At 69.6% G+C, this 15,522-nt stretch carries 15 protein-coding genes; 5 read left to right on the forward strand and 10 right to left on the reverse strand.

The features are described from left to right. Positions 1-75 precede the first annotated feature (75 nt). Complete coding sequence (locus tag ACO2Q3_RS08010) at positions 76-816, forward strand: dienelactone hydrolase family protein (protein ID WP_423306033.1); 741 nt, start codon at positions 76-78, stop codon at positions 814-816. A 46-nt stretch (positions 817-862) separates the two neighbouring features. Here ACO2Q3_RS08010 and gatB read toward each other — a convergent pair whose 3' ends face one another. After that, on the reverse strand, positions 863-2,359 hold the full coding sequence (gene gatB, locus ACO2Q3_RS08015; RefSeq protein ID WP_423306034.1) for an Asp-tRNA(Asn)/Glu-tRNA(Gln) amidotransferase subunit GatB: 1,497 nt from the start codon (positions 2,357-2,359) through the stop codon (positions 863-865). A gap of 143 nt (positions 2,360-2,502) precedes the next feature. On the opposite strand from gatB, the gene ACO2Q3_RS08020 reads away from it, so the two are divergent. Next, on the forward strand, positions 2,503-2,823 hold the full coding sequence (locus tag ACO2Q3_RS08020; protein ID WP_423306035.1) for a hypothetical protein: 321 nt from the start codon (positions 2,503-2,505) through the stop codon (positions 2,821-2,823). A 63-nt stretch (positions 2,824-2,886) separates the two neighbouring features. On the opposite strand, the gene lpdA is transcribed toward ACO2Q3_RS08020, so the two are convergent. The 8 genes from lpdA to ACO2Q3_RS08060 all read right to left on the reverse strand — a co-directional run bounded on the left by lpdA (position 2,887) and on the right by ACO2Q3_RS08060 (position 9,892). Continuing rightward, on the reverse strand, positions 2,887-4,293 hold the full coding sequence (gene lpdA, locus ACO2Q3_RS08025; RefSeq protein ID WP_423306036.1) for a dihydrolipoyl dehydrogenase: 1,407 nt from the start codon (positions 4,291-4,293) through the stop codon (positions 2,887-2,889). 1 nt (position 4,294) lies between these two features. Further along, a complete protein-coding gene (locus ACO2Q3_RS08030) occupies positions 4,295-4,771 on the reverse strand; it encodes a glutathione peroxidase (RefSeq protein WP_423306037.1) in 477 nt (158 codons plus the stop codon). A 10-nt stretch (positions 4,772-4,781) separates the two neighbouring features. Beyond that, entirely contained in the window at positions 4,782-5,204 is a 423-nt protein-coding gene (locus tag ACO2Q3_RS08035; protein ID WP_423306038.1) for a hypothetical protein, read from the reverse strand. A 65-nt stretch (positions 5,205-5,269) separates the two neighbouring features. Continuing rightward, positions 5,270-6,640, reverse strand: a complete 1,371-nt coding sequence (locus ACO2Q3_RS08040; protein WP_423306040.1) for a pyruvate dehydrogenase complex dihydrolipoamide acetyltransferase — start codon at positions 6,638-6,640, stop codon at positions 5,270-5,272. A 2-nt stretch (positions 6,641-6,642) separates the two neighbouring features. Beyond that, positions 6,643-7,065, reverse strand: coding sequence for a GFA family protein (locus tag ACO2Q3_RS08045; protein ID WP_423306041.1), 423 nt, complete (start codon positions 7,063-7,065; stop codon positions 6,643-6,645). Further along, positions 7,062-8,477 (reverse strand): pyruvate dehydrogenase complex E1 component subunit beta, encoded by a 1,416-nt coding sequence (locus ACO2Q3_RS08050; RefSeq protein WP_423306042.1) that lies wholly within the window; start codon positions 8,475-8,477, stop codon positions 7,062-7,064. Before ACO2Q3_RS08050 ends, ACO2Q3_RS08045 begins: the two co-directional genes overlap by 4 nt. Beyond that, on the reverse strand, positions 8,474-9,535 hold the full coding sequence (pdhA, locus tag ACO2Q3_RS08055) for a pyruvate dehydrogenase (acetyl-transferring) E1 component subunit alpha (protein ID WP_423306043.1): 1,062 nt from the start codon (positions 9,533-9,535) through the stop codon (positions 8,474-8,476). The genes ACO2Q3_RS08050 and pdhA overlap by 4 nt, the downstream gene beginning before the upstream one ends. A 51-nt stretch (positions 9,536-9,586) precedes the next feature. After that, the gene (locus tag ACO2Q3_RS08060; RefSeq protein ID WP_423306044.1) at positions 9,587-9,892 is read right to left on the reverse strand and encodes an FtsB family cell division protein; all 306 of its coding nucleotides are present in this window, start codon (positions 9,890-9,892) and stop codon (positions 9,587-9,589) included. Between the two features lie 191 nt (positions 9,893-10,083). Here ACO2Q3_RS08060 and ACO2Q3_RS08065 point away from each other — a divergent pair, with 191 nt between their 5' ends. From ACO2Q3_RS08065 to ACO2Q3_RS08075, 3 genes are all read left to right on the forward strand, one after another. Then, positions 10,084-10,605, forward strand: a complete 522-nt coding sequence (locus tag ACO2Q3_RS08065) for an RNA polymerase sigma factor (protein WP_423306045.1) — start codon at positions 10,084-10,086, stop codon at positions 10,603-10,605. 91 nt (positions 10,606-10,696) lie between these two features. Next, a complete protein-coding gene (locus ACO2Q3_RS08070; protein WP_423306046.1) occupies positions 10,697-11,695 on the forward strand; it encodes a FecR family protein in 999 nt (332 codons plus the stop codon). Between the two features lie 120 nt (positions 11,696-11,815). Next, positions 11,816-14,185 (forward strand): TonB-dependent receptor, encoded by a 2,370-nt coding sequence (locus tag ACO2Q3_RS08075; RefSeq protein ID WP_423306047.1) that lies wholly within the window; start codon positions 11,816-11,818, stop codon positions 14,183-14,185. Here ACO2Q3_RS08075 and eno read toward each other — a convergent pair. Beyond that, complete coding sequence (gene eno / locus ACO2Q3_RS08080) at positions 14,182-15,462, reverse strand: phosphopyruvate hydratase (protein ID WP_423306048.1); 1,281 nt, start codon at positions 15,460-15,462, stop codon at positions 14,182-14,184. The genes ACO2Q3_RS08075 and eno overlap by 4 nt on opposite strands. Positions 15,463-15,522 lie beyond the last annotated feature (60 nt).

The following is a 15,522-nucleotide window of genomic DNA, read 5'->3' on the forward strand; positions in this document are numbered from 1 at the left end:
CGAATGGCCCTGCCGCCGCCTTTCCGGCCGCGCTAGAACCTTCCCGCCAGGACGCACTGCCGGGAGGAAAAGACCATGGTCGAGCAGCAGATCGATATCGCCACGGCGGACGGAAAGATGAGCACCTTCATCTGCCATCCGGAGCGCGGCGGCCCCTACCCGGTGGTTCTGTTCTTCATGGACGCCCCCGGCATTCGCGAGGAGCTGCGCGACATGGCCCGCCGACTGGCCGCGCCCGGCTACTACGTCATGCTGCCCAACATGTACTACCGCGAGGGGGTCGAGGAGATCGGCAGCTTCGTCGGCCCCGACGCCCAGGCCGTGCGCGAGAAGATGTTCGCCCTGATGGCCAGCCTCGACATCCCGATGGTCATGGCCGACGCCGACGCCCTGCTGGCTCACGCCGCCGAGGACCCGGCCGCTTCCAAGGGGCCTGCCGGCGCCATCGGCTACTGCATGAGCGGCCGCTATGCCCTCAGCGCCGCCGCCCGGCATCCGGACCGTGTGAAGGCCGCCGCGTCGCTCTATGGCGTGCGTCTGGTCACCGACCAGCCGGACAGCCCGCACAAGACCTGCGCCGCCGTCGCCGGCGAGTTGTACGTCGCCTGGGCCGAGACCGACCACTATGCCCCGCTCGAAGAGCTGCCGCCCCTGCGCGAGGCCTTCGAGGCCGCTGGCCTCAACGCCGAGGTCGAGCTCTACAAGGGCGCCGAGCACGGCTTCGCCTTCCCCCAGCGCGCCGCCTACAACCGCGACGCCGCCGAGCGGCATTGGGAGCGCCTGTTCGCCATGTTCGGCCGCAACCTGACGCGATGAGCGTGGTGAAGGATCCGCCGCGCGACCTCGGCGGCGGGGCCCCGCCCTAGCTCAGCTTCGCGCGCAGGATCTCGTTCACCGCCGCGGGGTTGGCCTTGCCCTGGGTTTCGCGCATCACCTGGCCGACGAACCAGCCGATCGCCTGGGGCTTTTCCTTTACCTGGGCGGCCTGGCCCGGGTTGGCGGCGATCAGCTTGTCGATCAGGGCTTCCAGGGCGCCGGTGTCGGTGACCTGCTTCAGGCCGCGGGCCTCGACGATCTGCGCGGGCGTCCCCTCGCCGGCCCACATGTGCTCGAACACCTCCTTGGCGATCTTGGAGGAGATCACGTTCTCCTCGAGCAGCTGCACCAGGCCGGCGACGTCGTCGGACGGGATCGGGCTTTGCTCGATCTCCAGCCCGTCCTTGGCCAGGCGCGCCAGCAGCTCGTTGGTCACCCAGTTGGCCACCAGCTTGGCGTCGCGGCCCTTGGCGGCGCGTTCGAAATAGTCGGCGCGGGCCTGGTCGATGATCAGCACCCCGGCGTCGTAGTGCGACAGGCCGTACTGCGCCTTCAGTCGCGCACGCTTGTCGTCCGGCAGTTCCGGCAGCGACGCCTCGATCTGCTTGATCCACGCCGGGTCCAGCTCCAGGGGCAGCAGATCCGGGTCGGGGAAATAGCGATAGTCGTGCGCCTCTTCCTTGGAGCGCATCGAGCGGGTCTCGCCCTTGTTCGGATCGAACAGCCGGGTCTCCTGGTCGATCTTGCCGCCGTCCTCGAGGATCTCGACCTGCCGGCGCGCCTCGTACTCGATGGCCTGCTGGATGTAGCGATAGGAGTTGACGTTCTTGATCTCGCAGCGCGTGCCCAGGTGGCTGAAGCTGCCGGTCTCGCGGAACTTCTCGTAGTCGCCGGGGCGGCAGACCGAGACGTTGACGTCGGCGCGCAGGTTGCCCTTCTCCAGGTCGCCGTCGCAGGTGCCCAGGTAGATCAGGATGGTGCGCAGCTTCTTCACATAGGCCGCCGCCTCTTCCGGCGAGCGCATGTCGGGGAAGGACACGATCTCCATCAGCGCCGTGCCCGCCCGGTTCAGGTCGACGTAGGTGGCGTTGGGATCCATGTCGTGGATCGACTTGCCGGCGTCCTGCTCCAGGTGCAGCCGCTCGATGCGCACGGTGAAGGTGCTGCCGTCGTCGCGCTCGACCTCGATCTGGCCCTCGCCGACGATCGGGTCCTTGTACTGGCTGATCTGATAGCCTTGCGGCAGGTCGGGATAGAAGTAGTTCTTCCGGTCGAACCGCGACCAGGTGTTGATCTTCGCCTTCAGGCCCAGGCCGGTCTTCACCGCCTGCTCGACGCAGCGGCGGTTGATCACCGGCAGCATGCCGGGCATGGCGGCGTCCACCAGGCTGACCTGTTCGTTCGGCCCCGCGCCGAAGCCGACGGCGGCGCCGGAGAACAGCTTGGCGTTGGAGGCGACCTGGGCGTGAACCTCCAGGCCCAGAACGATTTCCCACGGGCCGGTGCGGCCCTCGATCAGCTTGGGTGCGGTGTCGGTGCTCATGGCCCGCGTCTTACACCGGCGAAGCGGTGCGCGGGAAGGCCGCAGCCGGATTGCTTGCGCGCAACACAATCCCCCTCGCCAGACGTTCGGCGCCACTGTTACATCGGTGGGGCGTTAGGGACGCCAGAAGGCAGGATTCTCGCATGAAACTCATCGTCGCCGGCCTTGCCGGCCTGACCCTCGCCACCGCCATGGGCGCCGCCGCCTGGGCGGACAGCACGACCTCGCCGCCCAGCGTCTCGGCGCCGGCCACCGTCGATTCGAAGATCGGCGACCTGCTGGCCGACCCGGCGACCAAGGCCGTGCTCGACAAGGATATCCCCGGCCTGGAGACCTCGCCCTATCTGGACATGGTCAAGGGCATGAGCGTGCGCGACATCGCCAAGTACCCGCAGGCCAAGATCGACGACGCCAAGCTGCAGGTGATCGACACCGACCTGAAGGCGGCCAAGCCGGCGTCCTGAACGACTTCGGCAGGCTCCGGATCGGCCGGCCGCCTCGAGCCGCGCCGATCCTGGCCCGCCTAATCAGATGTGCAGCACGCGGCCGAAGGCGTCGAGCGAGGCCTCGTGCATGGCCTCGCTCATGGTCGGGTGCGGATAGATGGTGGCCTGCAGCTCCGCCTCGGTGGCCTCCATGGTGATGGCCAGGGCGAAGCCCTGGACCATCTCGGTGACTTCCGCCCCGATCATGTGCGCGCCCAGCAGGGCGCCGGTCTTGCCGTCGAACACCGTCTTGACGAAGCCCTCGACCTCGCCCGAGGCGATGGCCTTGCCGTTCACCCGGAACGGGAAGCGGCCGACCTTGACGTCCAGCCCCTTGTCCCTGGCCTGGGCCTCGGTCAGCCCGACCGAGGCGATCTGCGGCTGGGCGTAGGTGCAGCCCGGGACGGGCGAGGTCAGGTTGCTGGAGGGCAGGCCGGCGATGTGCTCGACGCAGTGCACGCCCTCGTGGCTGGCCTTGTGCGCCAGCCAGGGCGGGCCGGCCACGTCGCCGATGGCGTAGAGGCCGGGCACGTTGGTGGCGCCGTGCGGATCGGTGACCACGTGGCCGCGGTCGACCTTCACGCCCAGGGCCTCGAGCCCCAGGTTCTCGACGTTGCCGTCGATGCCCACCGCGACGATCGCCACGTCCGCGGTCAGGGTCTCGGCCTTGCCGCCGGCTTCCAGGTCCAGGGTGACGCCGGTCTTGGCCCTGGCCAGCTTGGTGACCTTGGCGCCGATACGGAACTTGATGCCGCGCTTCTCGAACGCCTTCTGCGCGGCCTTGGAGACTTCCTCGTCCTCCACCGGCACGATGCGCGGCAGGGCCTCGATCACCGTCACCTCCGACCCGAGCGCGCGGTAGAAGCTGGCGAACTCGATGCCGATGGCGCCGGAGCCGACCACCAGCAGGGTCTTGGGCGCGGCCTTGGGGACCAGGGCCTCGCGGTAGGTCCAGATGCGATCGCCGTCCGGGGCCAGGCCCACCGCCGGGATGGTGCGGGCCCGGGCGCCCGTGGCCAGGATCACCGACTTGGCCGTCAGCTTGCGGCTGCCGCCGGCCTTGAGGTCGACCACCACGGTCGGCGCCCCCTGCCCCTTCTCCAGCCGCGCCGTCCCGTCGACCACCTCGATCTTGTGCTTCTTCATCAAGAAGGCGACGCCGCTGGACAGCTGCTTGGCCACCGCGCGCGAGCGCTCGATCACCTTGGAGAAGTCGTAGGACCGCCCCTGCACCGCCAGGCCGTAGGCTTCCAGGTGGCCCAGCTGCTCGTACACCTCGCCGGACTTGAGCAGCGCCTTGGTGGGGATGCAGCCCCAGTTCAGGCAGATGCCGCCCAGGGCTTCGCGCTCGACGATGGCGGTCTTCAGGCCCAGCTGGCTGGCGCGGATGGCGGTGACGTAGCCGCCGGGGCCCGAGCCGATGACGATCACATCGAAACTGTCGGCCATGTCAGAGCGCCGCCTCGATCGCAGACTTCAGGCTTTCCGGGGTGTCGGTGGGGGCGAACCGGCCCTTCACCTCGCCGTCGCGGCCGATCAGGAACTTGGTGAAGTTCCACTTGATGCCCTCGGTGCCGAGGATGCCTTTCTTCTGCTTCTTCAGCCAGGCGTACAGCGGGTGCGCCGCCGGCCCGTTGACGTCGATCTTCTTCATCATCGGGAAGCTGACGTCGTAGGTCAGCGAGCAGAAGTTGGCGATCTCCGCCGCATCGCCCGGCTCCTGCGCGCCGAACTGGTTGCAGGGAAAGCCCAGCACGGCGAAGCCCTTGTCCCTGTAGTCGCGCCACAGCGTCTCCAGCCCCTCGTACTGAGGGGTGAAGCCGCACTTGCTGGCGGTGTTGACGATCAGCAGCACCTGGCCCCGATAGTCGGCGAGCGGCGCGGGCGCGCCCTCGAGGGTTTCTGCGGTGAAGTCGTAGACGCTCACATTCCTCGTCCTATGAAGCGGCGCCGTAGAGCAGGCCCACGTGGGTCTTGCCCTGCTTGAGGTCCACGGTGGCCATCAGGCTGCGCTTGGTGCCTTCCTGGTTCCACATGATCACGTGGCTGCCGGTGCTGGAGGCGGTGTCGGTGGTCTGCGTCAGCTTCGCGTCCTCGGCGGCCTTGCGATAGAAGCTGACCACGCTGTCGGGGCTGTCGGCGACGTCGAAGGCGATGATTCCGCCCTGGGCGCCGTTGTCCATCACCGCCGTGACCGTCGCGCCCGGATAGACCTTCACATAGCCGGGCAGGTTCGCCGGCAGCTGCTTGCTGATCGTCGAGCTGCCGAGCTTGATCGAGCCGCCGTGGTTCAGGTCGCCCCCGCGCGAGCACGCGCCCAGGGCCAGGACGGCGGTGGCGGCGATCAGGATGCGCTTCATGGTGTTTCCCCCGTTGCTTTGGTGTCCCGGGACGATGTCAGCCCGGCCGGTCTGCGGCAACGGCTTCAGACGATCATCGTGATCGGGTCTTCGATCATCGCCTTGAACGCCTGCAGCCAGCGCGCGCCCGTGGCCCCGTCCACCACCCGGTGGTCGCAGGTCAGGGTGACGGTCATCACCGTGGCGATGGCCAGCTGGTCGCCGCGCACCACCGGCCGCTTCTCGCCGGCGCCCACCGACAGGATGCAGCCCTGCGGCTCGTTGATGATCGAGGCGAACTGGCGGATGCCGAACATGCCCAGGTTGGACACCGAGAAGGTGCCGCCCTGGAACTCCTCCGGCTTCAGCTTGCGCGTGCGCGCCCGCTCGGCCAGGTCCTTCATCTCGGCGGCGATCTTCGCCAGGCCCTTGGTCTCGGCGGCCCGGACGATCGGCGTGATCAGCCCGCCCTCGATCGCCACGGCCACCGCCACGTCGGCGTGGTGATGCATGGCGATGCCCTCGGGGCTGTAGCTGGCGTTGGCCTCGGGCACGCGGACCAGGGCCGCGGCGGCGGCCTTGATCACCATGTCGTTGACGCTGACCTTGGTTCCCTTGTCGCCCAGCATGGCGTTGATCTTGGACCGCGCGGCCAGCAGGGCGTCGATCTCCAGGTCCACCGTCAGCGGGAAGTGCGGCACGTCGCGGAAGCTGTCGGTCATCCGCCGCGCGACGGTCTTCTTCATGCCGTCCAGCGGGATCAGGTCGTAGGAGCCTGGGGCGATGCCCATCTGCTCCAGCGACCGCGCCTCGCGCGGCGCGGCTGTGGCGGGGGCCGCAGGAGGGGCCGCCGCGGGCGCGGCCTTGGCGACGGGAGCCGAGGCCGGCTGGCCCTCCAGTCCTTCCACGTCCCGGCGGATGATCCGCCCGTGCGGGCCCGAGCCCGCCACCTTCGACAGGTCGACCCCCGACTGTTCGGCGATCCGCCGCGCCAGCGGGCTGGCAAAGATGCGCTGGCCGTCCTGCCCGGTCGCGGCCGGAAGAGGCGCCTCCCCTCCCCCTTGCGGGGAGGGGGCAGGGGGCGGGGGTGTCGTCGCAGCGCTTGCCGGGCTGGCGGGCTTCTCGGCCGCAGGCTTTTCCTGCGCAGGCGGAGCTTCACCCCCACCCCCGGCCCCTCCCCGCAAGGGGGAGGGGGGAGCGGCGCTGGCCGCCTCCCCTTCCCCGCGCAGCTTGGCGATCGGAGTGTTGACCTTCACCTCCTCCGTGCCCTCCGGCACCAGGATGGCCTCGACCACGCCCTCGTCGACCGCCTCCACCTCCATGGTGGCCTTGTCGGTCTCGATCTCGGCGATGACGTCGCCGCTCTTGACGGTATCGCCGGGCTTCACATGCCACTTGGCGAGGGTGCCCTCTTCCATCGTGGGCGACAGCGCCGGCATCAGAACGTCGATGCTCATGGTCAGGTCGATTCCTTGGACAGGTGCGCCAGCGTGTCGGCGTGGAGCTCCCAGTTGCGGCCGTCGAACGCCTCGATCTCCAGCGTCAGGCCCGCCGTGTCGTCCAGGCAGCGGGCGTTCACCGACCAGCCGTCCGGGTTCGACCGCGGTCGATAGAAGCTCTTCACCCCGCAGGTGGAGCAGAACATGTGCCGCGCCACGCCGGTATTGAAGGTGTAGGTCGTCAGCCGCTCGGCGCCGCGGGTGATCCGAAAGCGCGCTTCCGGCACGATCACGTGGATGAAGCCGGTCTTGGCGCAGATCGAGCAGTTGCAGGTCTGGGCCAGCACTTCCGGCCCGGTCAGCACCTCGAAGCGCACGCCGCCGCAATGGCAGCCGCCGCCGCGCCAGGCCGGTTCGGCCCGATCTGCCGCCGCCTCGCTCACCGGTAGCTGACCGCCTTGGCGGCCTTCACGATCTTGTCCACCGACGGCAGGCTGAGCGCCTCCAGGTTGGCGGCGTAGGGCAGCGGCACGTCCTCCTGGTGCACCCGCAGCGGCGGCGCATCCAGGTAGTCGAAGGCGTGCTCGACGACCCGCGCGCAGATCTCGGCGCCGACGCCCATCGGGCCCCAGCCTTCCTCCACCGTGACCAGCCGGTTGGTCTTCTTCACGCTCTCGACGATGGTGTCGTGATCCAGCGGACGGATGGTGCGCAGATCGACCACCTCGGCCTCGATGCCCTCGGCCGCCAGCTTCTCCGCCGCCTCCAGGGCGAAGCCGACCATGCGCGAATAGGCGACGATGGTGACGCCGTCGCCGGCGCGGCGCACCTTGGCCTTGCCGATCGGCAGCACCCAGTCGTCGCCCTCCGGCACGTCGAACTCGTGGCCGTACATCATCTCGTTCTCGAGGAAGACGACCGGGTTCGGATCGCGGATCGCGGCCTTCAGCAGGCCCTTGGCGTCGGCGGCGTCGTAGGGGGCGATCACCTTCAGGCCCGGCACCGAGCCGTACCAGGCCGCGTAGTCCTGGCTGTGCTGGGCGGCGACCCGAGCGGCGGCGCCATTGGGACCGCGGAACACCACCGGGCACTTGATCTGGCCGCCGGACATGTACAGCGTCTTGGCGGCCGAATTGATAATGTGATCAATGGCCTGCATGGCGAAGTTGAAGGTCATGAACTCGATGATCGGCTTCAGGCCGGCCATCGCCGCGCCGACGCCCAGGCCGGTGAAGCCGTACTCGGTGATCGGGGTGTCGATCACCCGGCGGTCGCCGAACTCCTGCAGCAGGTCGCGGCTGACCTTGTAGGCGCCCTGGTACTGGGCGACTTCCTCGCCCATCAGGAACACGTCCGGGTCGCGGCGCATCTCCTCGGCCATGGCGTCGCGCAGGGCGTCGCGCACCGTGGTCTTGTTCAGCTTCGTCCCGGCGGGGATGTCCGGGTCGGCCAGCGGCGCCTTGGCCGGAACCGCGGCGGCGCCCTCGCCCTGCGCCTTCGGCGTGGCGGTTTCCGGCGGCTGCTTCTCGGGATCGCCGGCCGACTGGCTGGGCGCGGTCCGCGGCGCGGCAGGAGTCTCGGTCCTGGCCACCGGCGGCGTCGGCGCCGCGGCGCCGCCCTCGCCCTTCAGCCGGGCGATCGGGGTGTTGACCTTCACCTCCTCGGCGCCCTCGGGCACCAGGATGGCCTCGACCACGCCCTCGTCGACCGCCTCCACCTCCATGGTGGCCTTGTCGGTCTCGATCTCGGCGATCACATCGCCGCTCTTCACCGTGTCGCCGGGCTTGATGTGCCACTTGGCGAGGGTGCCTTCCTCCATCGTGGGCGACAGGGCCGGCATCAATACGTCGGTCACGCCGCGCTCTCCGTGTAGACGTCGGTGTAGAGTTCGGCGGCGTCCGGCTCGGGCGCGGTGCGGGCGAACTCGGCGGCGTCGGCGACGATGGCCTTGACCTCGGCGTCGATCGCCTTCAGCGCCGCTTCGTCGGCGGCGCCCACCTCTTCCAGGCGATCCTGCAGGTGGTCGATCGGGTCGCGGTTCTTGCGCACCTCGTCGATCTCCTCGCGCGTGCGGTACTTGCCCGGATCGCTCATCGAGTGGCCGCGGTAGCGATAGGTCTTCATCTCCAGGATGAACGGCCCCTTGCCGGTGCGGGCGTGCTCGGCGGCCGCCAGGCCCGCCTCGCGCACCGCCGAGACGTCCATGCCGTCCACTTCCTGGCCGGGGATGTTGAAGCTGGCGCCGCGCCGATAGAGGTGCGTTTCCGACGACGAGCGCTCGATCGCCGTGCCCATGGCGTACTGGTTGTTCTCGATCACATAGACCACCGGCAGGCGCCAGAGCTCGGCCATGTTGAAGCTCTCGTACACTTGGCCCTGGTTGGCCGCGCCGTCGCCGAAATAGACGAACGCCACATTGCCGTTCTCGCGGTAGCGGTTGGCCAGGCCCAGGCCGGTGCCGAGGCTCACCTGGGCCCCGACGATGCCGTGGCCGCCGTAGAAGTCGGCCTCGGTCGAGAACATGTGCATCGAGCCGCCCTTGCCCTTGGAGGCGCCGGCGAAGCGGCCGGTCAGCTCGGCCATCACCGACTTGGGGTCCATGCCGGCGGCCAGCATGTGGCCGTGGTCGCGATAGCCGGTGATCACCTGGTCGCCCGGGGCCTTGACCGACTGCATGCCCACCGCAATGGCCTCCTGGCCGATGTACAGGTGGCAGAAGCCGCCGATCAGCCCCATGCCGTACAGCTGCCCGGCGCGCTCCTCGAAGCGGCGGATCAGCAGCATGCTGCGGTAGAAGTCGAGCAGCTGGTCCTTGTCGACCGCGCTACCCGTTACGTCCTTGGCCTTCGCCGCGCCGGCGTCCTTGCCGGCGCCGCGGCTGGTGGTGGGTTTGGCGGCGCTGGGTCGCGCCATGTTGTTCTCCCGAGCCGTCGCGTGGATCGCGCCCGGGGACAGCTGAACGGATCAGCCGCGGCCCTTGGGCGTGCGGATCACATAATCCCTCGGGTCCGTGAAGCCTAGAAGGACATGGGCCCTTTCCTCCAGCAAATCGGCGGAAAGGCTCTCGTCGCGCAGGAAACGGGCCCGCGCCTCCAGGTCCATGCGCTCGGCGTGCAGCGCCTTCAACTCGGCCTGCTTCTCGGCCAGGGTCGTCTCGCGCTGGCGCGACAGCAGCAGCCCGCGATCGCCCGTCAGCGCGTGAAAGGCGAAGTAGAAGATCAGGATCGCCAGCAGGGCGGTCGGGATATAGGTCTGGAGGCGGGAGAGCACTGACGACTCAAGGCTTTGACGGTGTGAGTCGTTTGTGCGCCGATCAGGCTTAACGGCGCGCTAACCCTGCCCGGCGAGGACGCCGTTCGCGTGTCATGCGAGGCCATTTCGCGATTGCCTTGCGCCGGCCTTAAGGTGATTAGCGCAGACTTCACCACGTGGACGCCCCAGCGGGCGCCGGAACGACACCCTTGGACGCCGACCCGCCGTCGCCTCTGCTGGCCCTGTACCTCGCCAAGCGCGACGAGCTGAAGCGTTACTTCACCGTGCGCATGCGCTCGGCCGAGGCCGCCGAGGACCTGGTGCAGGACATGTACCTCAAGGTCTCCGCCGCCTCGTCGGAGGAGATCGGCAACGCCGCGGCGTTCCTCTACCGGCTGGGGTCGAACCTGATGCTGGACCGGCTGAAGTCGCAGCGCCGCTCGCTGGCGCGGGACACCGGCTGGCGGGCGGTCACCGTCAGCACCCTGGGCGGCCAGGACCTGGCCGACGAACCGGCCGCCGACGAGGCCGCGGCGGCGCGCCAGCGGCTGGCGCTGATCATCGAGGCGCTGAACGGCCTGCCGCCGGCCACGCGGCGCGCCTTCCGCCTGCACAAGCTGGAGGGGCTGACCCACGCCCAGACCGCCGAGGCCATGGGCCTGTCGCGCAGCTCGATTGAGAAGCACATCAGCGCAGCCCTGAAACATTTGGTCAGGACCTTGGCCGCATGAAAACGACGATGCGGTTTGGAGGACGAATCGTGGCGGCGTCGTCTGTAACAATGACGCCGGGCGTATGGGCGCGGCGGATGACGGATCGGGCATGACCACGCAGGGCGAATTGCCGGCGACCTTGGACGACCAGGCGACCGCCTGGCTCGTGCGGGTGCGCGCGGGCGACGAGTCCGAGGCGGACTGGCAGGGGCTGGAAGCCTGGCTCAGTGAATCCCCCGCCCATCTCGACGCCTTCGAGCGTGTCGAGGCGCTGTGGGCCGAGCTCGACGGACACGCCACGGCGATCGCCGCCGGCCTTGCTGACGACACCCCAGCGCCGGCCGAGGTGCTGGCCTTCAGGCCGCGCCGCGTCGCGCCGGCGCGCGGCGTGCGCTGGAGCCCGTGGGCGGCCGGCGCCGGCGTTGCGGCCGCGGCGGCGGTCGTGGCGGCCCTGGTGCTGCAGCCCGCCGCGGCGACGACCTACGCCACCGGCCACGGCGAGACCCGTCACCTGGTGCTGAACGACGGCACCCAGGTCGACCTGAACGCAGGCTCGAAGATTTCCGTGGCCTTCGACGGCCACAGCCGCCGGGTGGTGGTGGACGACGCCGAGGCGACCTTCGATGTGGCGCACGACACGCGCCGCCCGTTCCTGATCTCGGTCGGCGACCAGCAGATCCGCGTCGTCGGCACCCAGTTCAACGTGCGCCGGCGCGACGCCGGCCTGACCCTGACCGTCAGCCGCGGCGTGGTCGAGGTGCGACCGCTGGCCGGCGAGGCGCCGACCCTGCGGCTGACCGCCGGCGAGCAGCTGGCCCACCACGACGGCGACGCCGCCTCACAGGTGCGCAAGGTGTCGGCCGACGAGGCCTTCGCCTGGCGCCAGCACCGCCTGATCTGCCACGACTGCACCCTCGCCGGCGTCGCCGGCGAATTGACCCGCGCCTTCGCCACGCCCGTCGACGTGGCCCCCGACGCCCGCGCCGTCACCTTCACCGGCGTGCTGGTCCTGGACGACGAAAACGCCGTGGTCGGACGCCTGGGCGCATTTCTTCCCATCAAGGCGGATCGCTCCGAGGGCCGGATTGTCCTAAGTTCCTCCCGGTAAGGTTACGCCGGGGGGCCGTTCGGAGTGTCATCGGGCCGCAGACGCCTGCTGCTGTGCGCGTGCGCGGCCCTCTGGGCCGTGTCCTCGCCTGCGCTTGCGGCGACGCGGCGGCATTTCGACGTGCCTGCCGAACGCCTGACAGACGCCCTGTTCGACTTTGCCGTCCAGGCCAACGTCTCGATCAGCGTGGACGCCGGCGCGGGGTGCCGCGGCGCCGGCAATCGCGTGCTCGGAAACTATTCTGTCAAGGACGGCCTGACGAAGCTGCTGGCCGGGAGCGGCTGCGCCTTTCGCATGGTCGATGTCTCGACCGTTCGCGTGATGCGGCTGGTTCCCGAGCCCTCGCCGGCGCCGTCGCAGCGCCGGACCCCGCCCCGCCCGGCCGCCCCGCCGCCGCCCACCCAGCGGCAGACGGCCAGCGACTCCGCGCTCAGCGAGCTGGTGGTCACCGCCACGCGGCGCAGCGCCCTGCCCGACAGCCTGCCCCTGGCCATGAGCACGCTCAGCGCCTCGGACCTGCAGGGCTCCCGCGCCAGCGGCATCGGCGACCTGACCGGCCAGTCCGCCGGCCTGACGGTGACCAACCTCGGCCCCGGCCGCGACAAGTTCATCATCCGCGGCCAGTCCGACGGCCCCTTGACCGGTCACACCCAGGCGGCGGTGGGTCTGTACGTGGACGACGTGCGGATCGCCTACAACAACCCCGATCCCGACCTCAGCCTGGTCGACGTCGATCGCGTCGAGATTCTGCGCGGTCCACAGGGCAGCCTCTACGGCGCCGGATCGATCGCAGGCCTGCTGCGCATCGTCACCCGGCCGCCGGATCTCGAACACCCATCGGCGGCGGTCAGCGTGACGGCCGCAGGCACCAGGGGGGGCGCCGGATCGGAAAGCCTGGACGCGGTGGCCAACCTGCCGCTGCAAACGGATCGGCTGGGGGTGCGCGTGGTGTTCTATCGCGACCACGACGGCGGCTATTTCGACGACGTCCTGCTGCACCGCAAGAACACCAACTACACCGACCGCACCGGCGGGCGGCTGGCGATCCGCTACCGCCTGTCCGACGACTGGACGGTGAACGCCGGGCTGATCCGCCAGGCGCTGTACTCGGGGGACTCGCAATACGCCATCGGCGGGGCGAACGGCCTGCAGCGCGCAGTCATGCTGCTGGAGCCCAGCGACAACGAGTTCACCGAGGGCTACCTGACCGTGGAGGGCGACACGTCGCTCGGCCGCTTCAAGAACGCCTTCTCGCTCATCGAGCACGAGCTGGACAGCCGCTACGACGCGACCACGGCCGCCCCCCTCTTCCAGCCGGGCCCCGTGCTGGGCCCCAGCCCGTACGACGACGCCAACCGCACCGAACTGGCGGTGGACGAGGTGAGCCTGGTCTCGCCCGGCGGCGGGCGGCTGCAGTGGCTGATGGGCGGCTTCCTGGCCGTGGGCCGCCAGGATGGACATGCGGCGATGACGACGCCGGCGCCCGACGGGTCTTCGCGGCTGATCTACAGCGAGGCGCGGCGGGACAATACCCTCGAGCTGGCGCTGTTCGGCGAGGCGACCTACGAGCTTACCCCCAAGCTCACCGCGACCCTGGGCGCACGGCTCTACGGCACGCGGGTCTCCACCAATGCGGTCACCGCCCAGCCGATGTTCCACGGCCAAGCCGCCTTCAAGGGCGAGCTGTGGGACACTGGTTTCGCCCCCCGCCTGGCCCTGCAGTACCAGCTGACGGGCCACGCCATGGTCTATGCCCAGGCCGCCGAGGGCTATCGTGCGGGCGGCTTCAACACCAGTGGACCGCTGGGCCAGATCTTCTCCAACGCCGCCAGTGCGCCGCAACCCTATCGCCGGTTCGGCGGCGACGAGCTGTGGATGGTGGAGACCGGCGCCAAGGCCCGGCTGTGGCGCGACCACGTCAACCTGCGCGCCGCCGTGTTCTACAGCCGCTGGAGCAATGTGCAGAGCGACCTGCCGCTGCGCTCGGGCCTGCCGTTCACGGCCAACCTGGGCGATGCGCGCAACGTTGGGGTCGAACTGGAGGCGGCCTACAGCGTCGGCGGGCTGCGGCTGCGGGTGAACGGCGCCCTCGACCGGCCGGAACTGGTGCGCCTGAATCCCGGCTTCCCCACCATCCAGCACAGCGGCCTGCCCGGCGTGCCGCGCACCTCGGTGGGCGCCGACCTGCGCTACGCCCAGCCGATCGGCCAGGGCCTGACCGCGACGTTCAACGCGCAGTACGCCTATGTGGGGGTCTCGAGGCTGACCTTCGACGCCTCAACCGCGCCGGCCCAGGGCGGATTTTCCACGGGCCGCATCAGCCTGGGCCTCAGCAACGACCACTGGAGCGTGACCGCCTTCGTCGACAACCCGGCCAACTCGATCGGCAACACCTTCGCCTACGGCAACCCCTTCACCCTGCGCCGCGCCGCCCAGGTGACCCCCCAGCGGCCGAGGACCGCCGGGGTCGAGCTGCAGCGGGCTTTCTAGAGCCGACGCAAGGCGTCGCGGCCGGCGTAGATCGCCTGGTCGCCCAGTTCCTGTTCGATACGCAGCAGCTGGTTGAACTTGGCCAGGCGGTCGGACCGCGACAGCGAGCCGGTCTTGATCTGCCCGCAGTTGGTGGCCACGGCCAGGTCGGCGATCGTCGAATCCTCGGTCTCGCCCGACCGGTGGCTCATCACGGCGGTGTACGAGGCGCGGTGCGCCATGTCGACGGCGTCCAGGGTCTCCGACAGGGTGCCGATCTGATTGACCTTCACCAGGATCGAATTGGCCAGGCCGTCGGCGATGCCGACCTTCAGCCGCTTGGGGTTGGTGACGAACAGATCGTCGCCGACCAGCTGGATCTTGCCGCCCAGCACCTTGGTCAGCTCGGCCCAGCCCGTCATGTCGTCCTCGGCGCAGCCATCCTCGATGGAGACGATCGGATAGCGGGCCGCCAGGTCGGCCAGGTAGGCGACCATGCCGGCCTGGTCGAGGGTCTTGCCCTCGCCCTCCATCACATAGCGTCCGTCCTTGAAGAACTCGGTGGAGGCGACGTCGAGGCCGAGGTGGAAGTCTTCCCCGGGGCGATAGCCGGCCGCCTCGCCCGCCTTGAGCATGAAGCCGAGGGCCTCATCGGCGCTCGACAGGTTCGGCGCAAAGCCGCCCTCGTCGCCGACGTTGGTATTGTGGCCGGCGTCCTTCAGCGCCTTCTTCAGCGCGTGGAAGATCTCCGCCCCCATGCGCAGGCCCTCCGAGAAGGTCGGCGCACCGGTGGGCAGGATCATGAACTCCTGGATGTCGATCGGATTGTCGGCATGCGCGCCGCCGTTGATGATGTTCATCATCGGCAGCGGCAGCACCCGCGCCGAGACGCCGCCGACGTACTTGTACAGCGGCAGGTCGGCCGAGATCGCCGCGGCCTTGGCCACGGCCAGGCTGACCCCCAGGATGGCGTTGGCCCCCAGGCGGCTCTTGTTCGACGTGCCGTCCAGCTCGATCAGCAGGGTGTCCAGCCGGCGCTGGTCCTCGGCGTCCACGCCGCTGAGCGCATCGAAGATCTCGCCGTTCACCGCATCGACGGCCTGCAGCACCCCCTTGCCGCCGTAGCGCCCCGTATCGCCGTCGCGCTTTTCCACCGCCTCGTGCGCGCCGGTGGAGGCGCCGGACGGGACCGCCGCGCGGCCGAACGCGCCATCCTCGAGGGTCACGTCCACTTCCACCGTCGGATTGCCGCGGCTGTCGAGGATTTCCCGGGCGATGATGTCGACGATCTGGGTCATGGAGCCTTCCTGATGTTCGCTGGCGCGGGCGCACGCTTAGTGGGCGCGGGGGCGGCTAGC

It is taken from the genome of Caulobacter sp. KR2-114 (assembly GCF_049446115.1).
Classification (GTDB): Bacteria; Pseudomonadota; Alphaproteobacteria; order Caulobacterales; family Caulobacteraceae; genus Acaudatibacter.

What these genes read in the sequence shown, in the direction of transcription:
- ACO2Q3_RS08010 (WP_423306033.1), top strand. Translation starts at nt 76, where the DNA reads ATGGTCGAGCAGCAGATCGATATCGCCACGGCGGACGGAAAGATGAGC.
- gatB (WP_423306034.1), bottom strand. Translation starts at nt 2,359, where the DNA reads ATGAGCACCGACACCGCACCCAAGCTGATCGAGGGCCGCACCGGCCCG.
- ACO2Q3_RS08020 (WP_423306035.1), top strand. Translation starts at nt 2,503, where the DNA reads ATGAAACTCATCGTCGCCGGCCTTGCCGGCCTGACCCTCGCCACCGCC.
- lpdA (WP_423306036.1), bottom strand. Translation starts at nt 4,293, where the DNA reads ATGGCCGACAGTTTCGATGTGATCGTCATCGGCTCGGGCCCCGGCGGC.
- ACO2Q3_RS08035 (WP_423306038.1), bottom strand. Translation starts at nt 5,204, where the DNA reads ATGAAGCGCATCCTGATCGCCGCCACCGCCGTCCTGGCCCTGGGCGCG.
- ACO2Q3_RS08040 (WP_423306040.1), bottom strand. Translation starts at nt 6,640, where the DNA reads ATGAGCATCGACGTTCTGATGCCGGCGCTGTCGCCCACGATGGAAGAG.
- pdhA (WP_423306043.1), bottom strand. Translation starts at nt 9,535, where the DNA reads ATGGCGCGACCCAGCGCCGCCAAACCCACCACCAGCCGCGGCGCCGGC.
- ACO2Q3_RS08070 (WP_423306046.1), top strand. Translation starts at nt 10,697, where the DNA reads ATGACCACGCAGGGCGAATTGCCGGCGACCTTGGACGACCAGGCGACC.
- eno (WP_423306048.1), bottom strand. Translation starts at nt 15,462, where the DNA reads ATGACCCAGATCGTCGACATCATCGCCCGGGAAATCCTCGACAGCCGC.